This window comes from Photorhabdus sp. RM323S (assembly GCF_042879375.1).
Classification (GTDB): domain Bacteria; phylum Pseudomonadota; class Gammaproteobacteria; order Enterobacterales; family Enterobacteriaceae; genus Photorhabdus; species Photorhabdus tasmaniensis.
Genome location: NZ_JBHFKZ010000085.1, coordinates 1 through 9123, shown reverse-complemented (window position 1 = coordinate 9123; position 9123 = coordinate 1). Strand labels below are relative to the sequence as shown.

Below are 9123 nucleotides of genomic sequence, written 5' to 3'. Positions count from 1 at the left end.
CCTTTACTTGCTGGACGAGTATAGTCAGCCAGTGCCGCTGGGTATGGTGGGGGAGATTTATATCGGGGGGGCAGGCGTAGCGCGGGGCTACTTCAATCGCCCTGAATTGACGGCGGACCGTTTCCTTATCGATCCGTTCAGTGATAAGCCGGGTGCGCGCATGTACCGCACCGGGGATTTGGCGCGTTATCTGCCGGACGGCAACCTGGCGTTTCTGGGCCGTAATGACCAGCAGGTTAAGATCCGGGGTTTCCGCATTGAACCGGGGGAAATCGAGGCCCGGCTGGTGGAACACCCGGCAGTAAGTGAATCGGTAGTATTGGCGCAGGGGGAAGGGCAGGAGAAACGACTGGTGGCTTATGTGGTGGCACCTGCGGATGAGGGATTGGTTAATAGCCTGCGTGAACATCTGAGCGTTCAGTTGCCTGACTACATGGTGCCGTCGGCCTTTGTGCGGCTGGATGCCTTCCCGTTAACCCCGAACGGCAAGCTGGATCGTCAAGCGTTGCCGGCAGCGGACATGGAAGCGGTTGCCCGTCAGGTTTATGAAGCACCACAAGGGGAAACAGAAATCGCCTTGGCCGCGATTTGGTGTGAAATCCTGGGGGTTGAACAAATCAGCCGGCATGACAATTTCTTTGCCCTGGGCGGCCATTCGTTGCTGGCGGTACGGGTGATGAACCGTGTCGCGGCGTTCGGTGTCGAACTGTCGCTGGCGACCTTGTTTGAATCCCCTACTTTAATGGCTTTTGCCGAGGTCATGCAGGCTCGGTCTGGCCAACCGGATCCTATTCTACCGGCCATCGTGCCGATATCCCGTGAGGGTGAGCTGCCGCTGTCATTTGCTCAACAGCGCCTGTGGTTTCTGGCACAGCTTGAGGGCGTCAGCGAGACTTATCATATCCCGATGGTCCTGCATTTACGTGGTCAACTGGATATCATGGCCTGGCAAAAGGCGCTGGATACCTTGTTTGCCCGTCATGAAGCGCTACGCTCTGTCTTTGTCTCTATTGAGGGGCAGCCACAAGTGCAGCTGTTGGCACCGGATAGCGGCTTGCTGCTGTCTCAACATGACCTGCGTGGGCTCCCGGATGCGGAAGGGGTTCTTGAACGTCTGTGTGCCGAGGAAGTGCGCATATCATTTAACCTTGACCGTGGCCCGCTGATCCGCGCCAGTTTGATCCGGCTCACCGATGACGAATACCGGTTCCTGCTCATTCAGCATCATATTGTTTCCGATGGCTGGTCTGTCGATGTATTGATACGTGAACTGAGCGCACTCTATACGGCGTTTTTGGCTGGGCAACCGGATCCGCTGCCTCCTTTGGCGATTCAATACCCGGATTACGCCGCCTGGCAGCGTCAGTGGTTGTCAGCGGAACGTGTTCAGGTTCAATCTGACTATTGGCGTACTCTGCTGGCTGATGCACCGGTTCTGCTGGATTTGCCTACTGACCGGCCCCGTCCGTTTGAGCAGTCGTTTACCGGCCATACCGTGCCGGTTAATCTGGATACGGCATTGACCACCGCGCTTAAACGCCTGAGTGAGCAGCACGGTGTCACGTTATTTATGACACTGTTGTCCGCCTGGGCGGTGGTCCTGTCGCGGTTGTCAGGTCAGGACGATGTGGTGATTGGCACACCGAGTGCAGGCCGCAGTCGTCAGGAAGTGGAGTCACTGATCGGATTTTTTGTCAATACGCTGGCGTTGCGTGTTGATTTATCGGGTGAGCTGACGGTGACGGAGTTGCTGGAGCGGGTGCGACAGACCGCTTTAGCGGCCCAGGAGCACCAGGATTTACCGTTTGAGCAGGTGGTGGAAATCGTGCAGCCGCCGCGCCAACTGGCGCATACGCCGTTGTTCCAGGTAATGTTTGCCTGGCAAAACAATGAGAACACGGCCTGGCAATTACCGGGGCTGGCCGTGTCACCGGTCGAGCAGGTCTCTGAGATTGTCAAATTTGATCTTGAACTGAATCTGTCAGAACAAGAGGGACGGATTGTCGGTGCGTTGAGTTATGCCACCGCCCTGTTTGATCAATCGACAATAGAGCGGCAGGTGGGATATCTGCACGCGGTGTTGCAAGAGATGGTCGCTCACGCTCAACAGCGGATCGGGGAAATTGATATTCTGGCACCGTCGGAGCGCAGATTGTTGCTGGAAACCTGGAACGCGACGGAAACCCCTTATCCTGACGCGTTATGTATCCATCAGTTGTTTGAGCAACAGGTAGAGAAAACCCCTGACGCGATAGCGTTAGTGTATGAAGAGCAAACGCTCAATTATGCCGAATTAAATGCCCGGGCTAACCGGCTGGCCCATCAGCTAATTGCGCTGGGGGTAGAGCCGGACCAGCGGGTGGCGATTTGCGTATCACGTTCACCGGCAATGGTGGTGGGATTACTGGCAGTATTGAAAGCCGGCAGCGCGTATGTGCCGCTGGATCCGGCTTATCCGGGCGAGCGTCTGGCACATATTTTGACCGATGCGGCCCCGGCTATTTTGCTGGCGGATAATACCGGACGTGATGCGCTGGACGAGAAAACGTTGGCTGCGCTGACCGTGCTTGATCCGAATACCTTGCTTGATCAACCGGACAGTAATCCACAGGTCCCGGCGCTGACTGCCCGACATCTGGCGTATGTGATTTACACTTCCGGCTCCACGGGGGTGCCAAAAGGGGTGATGATTGAGCACCGGAATACGGTGAACTTCCTGAACTGGGCCCAGCAGGCTTTTGGCGCGGAAGAGATCTGCGAGACACTGTTCTCGACGTCGATGAATTTCGACCTGTCCATTTTCGAATGTTTTATGCCGTTATCCTGTGGTGCGGCGGTTCATCTGGTCGATGATGTTCTGTCATTGATGCGGCATACCCGACCAGTGAGTCTGATTAACTCCGTCCCGTCGGCCATGAAACCGCTATTGCAGGCTCAGGCGCTGATGGCTCCGGTCCATACCGTCAATCTGGCGGGTGAGCCGCTTAAAAGTGCCCTAATTGAACAAATTTTCGCAGAAACGCCGGTACAACGGCTATGTAATCTCTATGGACCTTCCGAAACGACAACCTATTCTGCCTGGATATCGATGCAGCGGGGTGACCGGGTTATTGAAAGTATCGGGCGTCCGATAGCCAACACCGGCCTTTACTTATTGGACGAGTATGGTCAGCCGGTGCCACAGGGTGTGGTGGGGGAAATTTATATTGGAGGCGCGGGAGTGGCGCGGGGTTACTTCAATCGCCCTGACTTGACAGCTGAACGTTTCCTTATCGATCCGTTCAGTGATAAACCGGGTGCCTGCATGTACCGGACCGGGGATTTGGCGCGTTATCTGCCGGACGGCAACCTGGCGTTTCTGGGCCGTAATGACCAGCAGGTTAAGATCCGGGGTTTCCGCATTGAACCGGGGGAAATTGAGGCCCGGCTGGTGGAACACCCGGCAGTAAGTGAATCGGTGGTATTGGCGCAGGGGGAAGGGCAGGAGAAACGGCTGGTGGCTTATGTGGTGGCACCCGCAGATGAGGGGCTGGTCAATAGCCTGCATACTTATCTGAGTGCCATTTTACCGGATTATATGGTGCCGTCGGCCTTTGTGCGGCTGGATGCATTTCCCTTAACGCCTAACGGTAAATTGGATCGTCGAGCATTGCCGGCAGCGGGCAATGAAGCGGTTGCCCGTCAGGTTTATGAAGCACCACAAGGGGAAACGGAAATCGCATTGGCGGCGATTTGGTGTGAATTACTGGGGATTGAACAGGTCAGCCGGTATGACAGCTTTTTTGCTCTGGGTGGTCATTCGTTGCTCGCGATACGGGTGATTGAACGTTTGCGTCACCTGGGATTGACCCTGACGGCGCGTGATCTGTTTCAGTTCCCGGTGCTGTTTGAACTGGCTCAGTCACTGGGACAGCACCAGGCGGTGATAGTGCCGCCTAACGTCATAACACCGGCAACCACGGCACTGACGCCGGAGATGTTGCCACTGATCGATCTGACTCAGATTGACATTGACCGCATCATCGGGCGGGTGCCGGGCGGGGTGACCAATATTCAGGATATCTATGCCTTGTCGCCGTTGCAGGACGGTATTTTGTTCCATCACTTACTGGAAAACGAAGGTGATCCGTATCTGTTGACAGGTCAGATGGTTTTTGCTGACCGGTCTCTATTAGATCGTTATCTGGCAGCGGTTCAACGAACAGTTGATCGGCACGATATCTTACGTACCGCCTTTATCTGGCAAGAATTGTCTGTGCCGGTGCAGGTGGTCTGGCGTCAAGCCCAATTGTCGGTGACGGAACTGACCTTGAATCCAGCCGATGGCCCGATCAGTGACCAGTTAACCCGGTGCTTTGATCCGCATCATCATCGTCTTGACCTGGGGGAGGCTCCGTTATTGCGCTTTGTAGTAGCGCAGGAGACTGATGGCCGTTGGATGGTGCTGCAATTGCTGCATCATCTGATTGGTGACCATGAAACGCTGGAAGTGATGCACAGTGAAGTTCAAGCGTATCTTATCGGTCAGGAGGATAGCCTGCCTGATCCAGTTCCTTTCCGTAATTTGGTGGCACAGGCTCGGCTGGGGGTGAGTCAGGAAGCGCATACCCGTTTCTTTACTGAGATGCTGGCGGCGGTGGATGAACCGACGCTACCATTCGGGCTGACAGAGGTGCACCGTGACGGTTCACAAGTGACGGAATCACACCGGATGTTGGCACCTGAGCTGAATGACCGTCTGCGTAGTCAGGCTCGGCGCTTGGGGGTCAGTCTGGCGGCATTGTGTCATCTGGCTTGGGCGCAGGTGTTATCGCGTACCAGTGGGCAGGAGAAAGTGGTGTTCGGCACGGTGTTGTTTGGGCGGATGCAGGCAGGGGACAGCACCGACAACGGTATGGGGCTGTTTATTAATACCTTGCCGTTGCAACTGGATATCGATGAGACCTCGGTATGGGACAGCGTTCAGGCCGCCCATACCCGACTGGCCGGATTATTAGCCCATGAGCACGCGTCACTGGCGCTGGCCCAGCGTTGCAGTGGGGTGCCGGGTGAGTTGCCACTCTTTAGTAGCCTGTTGAACTATCGGCATAATACTTTGTCGGCAACGTCAGCTGAACTTATCAATGGAATTGAATTTCTTGGTACACAAGAGCGGACCAACTACCCGTTTGTGCTGTCGGTGGAAGATTTTGGCGGATCCATGGGGCTGACAGCGCAGGTCGTGCAGCCGTTTGATTCGAAAAGCCTGTGCGGTTATATGCAGCAAGCACTGGAAAGTCTGGCGGCGGCGCTTGAGCAAGCCCCGGAAATGCCCATTCGGGCATTGGAAATCCTGCCGGAAGCGGAACGTACCTTGTTATTAAGAACCTGGAACGCCACGGAAACCGTGTATCCTGATGCGTTGTGTATTCATCAGTTATTTGAACAGCAGGTGAAGAAAACTCCAGAAGCAACGGCACTGATCGCGGGAGAGAAGAGCCTGAGCTATATGCAACTGAATGCGTATGCTAACCGATTGGCTCGTCAGCTGATCGAACAAGGGGTTGGTCCCGGTGATCATGTGGCGATCTTGTTAGAACGATCGATGGAACTGGTGGTGGCTATATTAGCTATTCTTAAAGCTGGTGCCGTTTACGTACCGATTGATCCCAGTGTGCCGGATGAACGGAAAAACTGGCTGATCAGTGATTGTTCTGCCAGGTTACTGCTCACCGATACACGGGTGGATATTCCGGCTAATCTGGCTGTGCCGCTGCTTTGTCTCTCTGATGAGACAGACACGAGTAGAGAGGAAGATTGTTTTAACCCTGACTTGCCGTGTTCCAGTGCCGGATTGGCCTATATCATGTATACCTCCGGTTCGACTGGTGCATCCAAAGGGGTTCTGGTACCACATCGTGCGGTGGTCCGGCTGGTTATCAACAACGGATATGCTGAAATCGGGCCGGATGACCGGGTTGCCTTCGCTGCTAACCCGGCTTTTGATGCCAGTACTTTCGAAGTTTGGGCACCGTTGCTTAATGGTGGAACATTAGTGGTTGTCGATCATGTCACTTTGCTGACGCCACTAGAGTTTGTACACGTTCTACAGGTTCAGCGAATTAATGTTCTGTGGCTGAGTGTCGGATTGTTTAACCAACTGGCGGCGGAGCTGTCTCCAGTTTTTCCGCAGATAAAGTTCCTGATTGTCGGGGGAGATGCCCTTGATCCCCAGGTTATCAGACAGGTACTGAGCACGAGTCCGCCACAACAGTTATTAAATGGCTATGGGCCGAGTGAAGGCACCACCTTTACGACGACATACCGTATTGATGCATTAGCGCAAGGAGCGACCCGAGTCCCTATTGGCCGACCGGTAGCCAACACGCGGGTTTATCTGTTGGATGCAAATGGTCAACCGGTACCGTTGGGGGTGGTTGGAGAGATTTATGTCGGTGGAGATGGGGTTGCCTATGGTTATCTTAATCGTCCTGAATTGACCGCCGAACATTTTCTTGTCGATCCGTTTGGTGATAACCCGGATGCCCGCATGTACCGCACCGGGGATTTGGCGCGTTATCTGCCGGATGGCAATCTGGAGTTCCTGGGCCGCAACGATCAGCAGGTGAAAATTCGCGGCTTCCGCATTGAACCGGGGGAAATTGAAGCCCGGTTGGCAGAGCATCCAGCGGTGCGTGAGGTTGCGGTGTTGGTACGGGGGGAAGGGGAGGATAAACGGCTGGTAGCCTATGTGGTGGAACCCACGGATGAGGGGCTGATGAACAGCCTGCGTGCTCACCTGAGTGCAGTTTTGCCTGACTATATGGTGCCGTCAGACTTTGTGCGGTTGGATGCGTTTCCATTGACCCCGAACGGTAAGCTGGATCGCCGTGCGCTACCGGCACCGGACAATGAAGTCGTTTCCCGTCAGATTTACGCCGAACCGCAGGGCGATACGGAAATGGCTCTGGCGACGATTTGGCGTGAATTACTGGGGATTGCGCAGATAAGCCGGTATGACAGCTTTTTTGCCCTGGGTGGTCATTCATTGCTTGCTATACGTATGATTGAACGCCTGCGTCACCTGGGATTGACCTTGACGGCGCGGAATCTGTTCCAGTTTCCGGTGCTGTTTGAACTGGCGCGGTCATTGGGACAGCATCAGGCGGTAAGAGTGCCACCTAACGTCATCACCCCGGCAACTACAGCGCTGACGCCGGAGATGTTGCCGCTAATCGATCTGACTCAATCTGACATTGACCGTATCGTTAGGCAGGTGCCGGACGGGATGGGTAATATCCAGGATATCTATGCACTGTCACCGTTGCAGGATGGTATTTTGTTCCACCACTTACTGGCAAACGAAGGGGATCCGTATCTGTTGATGGGGCAGATGGCCTTTGCTGACCGGGCTCTGTTGGATCGTTATCTGACGGCGGTTCAGCGGGTAGTTGATCGGCACGATATTCTACGTACGGCCTTTATCTGGCAAGAATTGTCAGTGCCAGCACAGGTGGTCTGGCGTCAGGCCCAATTGTCGGTAACGGAACTGACACTGAACCCGGCCGACGGCCCGGTCAGTGACCAGTTAACCCGGCGTTTTGACCCGCGTCATCATCGTCTTGATTTGGGGGAAGCACCGCTATTGCGCTTTGTGGTGGCGCAGGAGACCGATGGCCGTTGGATTGTGCTGCAATTGCTGCATCATCTGATTGGTGACCATGAAACGCTGGAAGTGATGCACCGTGAAGTACAGGTGTATCTGACGGGGCAGGAGGAGAGCCTGCCTGCGCCGACACCGTTCCGCAATTTGGTAGCGCAAGTCCGGTTGGGGGGAAATCAGGAAGCGCATACCCGTTTCTTTACCGACATGTTAGCGGCGGTAGATGAACCCACCCTGCCGTTTGGTTTGACGGAAGTGCATCGTGACGGATCTCAAATGACGGAGTCTCACCGGATGTTGGCACCTGAGCTGAATGGCCGTCTGCGCAGTCAGGCCCGGCGTTTGGGGGTCAGTTTGGCGGCGTTGTGTCATCTGGCTTGGGCCCAGGTATTGTCGCGCACCAGCGATCAGGAGAAAGTGGTGTTTGGCACCGTGCTGTTTGGGCGTATGGCGGCGGGAGAAGGCGCTGACAGTGGCATGGGGCTGTTTATCAATACCTTGCCGCTGCGGCTGGATATCGATGATACCCCGGTACAGGACAGTGTGCAGGCTGCTCATACCCGACTGGCCGGACTATTGGAACATGAACACGCGTCACTGGCGCTGGCCCAGCGTTGCAGCGGGGTGCAGGGTGAGCTGCCACTCTTTAATAGCCTGTTGAATTATCGGCACAATACCTTGCCGGCAACATCGGATGACATCATAAACGGTATTGAATTTCTGGGCGCACAAGAGCGGACCAACTATCCGTTAATGCTGTCAGTGGAAGATTTTGGTGAAGCCTTGGGACTGACGGTTCAGGTCGTGCAGCCGTTTGATCCGGCAAGGATAGGCGGCTATATGCAACAGTCACTGGAGAGCCTGGTGGCGGTACTGGAACAGGCTCCGGAAACGCCGGTACGGCAGTTGGAAATTCTGCCAGAAGCAGAGCGTAGGTTGTTGTTAAAAACTTGGAACGCCACAAAAACAGCTTACCCTGATCAGTTATGCATTCATCAGTTGTTTGAACAACAGGTGGAGAAAACCCCGGATGCGCCCGCGTTAGTGCATGAAGAGCAAACCCTCCGTTATGCCGAATTAAATGCCCGTGCCAACCGGCTGGCCCATCAGCTGATTGCGCTGGGGGTAGAACCGGACCAGCGGGTGGCGATTTGCGTATCACGTTCACCGGCAATGGTGGTGGGATTACTGGCAGTATTGAAAGCCGGCAGCGCGTATGTGCCACTGGATCCGGCTTATCCGGGCGAGCGTCTGGCACATATTTTGACCGATGCGGCCCCGGTTATGGTGTTAGCGGATGAAACCGGTCGTGCCGGATTGGGTGAGGAAACACTGGCTACGCTGACCGTGCTCGACCCGAATACCTTGCTTGATCAACCAGATAGTAATCCACAGGTCCCTGCGCTGACTGCCCGGCACCTGGCGTATGTGATTTACACCTCCGGCTCCACGGGGGTGCCAAAAGGGGTGATGATTGAGCA

General features: G+C 55.1%; 1 protein-coding gene. It reads left to right on the top strand.

The features are described 5' to 3' along the window. A partial coding sequence (locus ACGF7G_RS21110; protein WP_387468161.1) for an amino acid adenylation domain-containing protein occupies nucleotides 1–9123 on the top strand: 9123 nt, incomplete at both ends.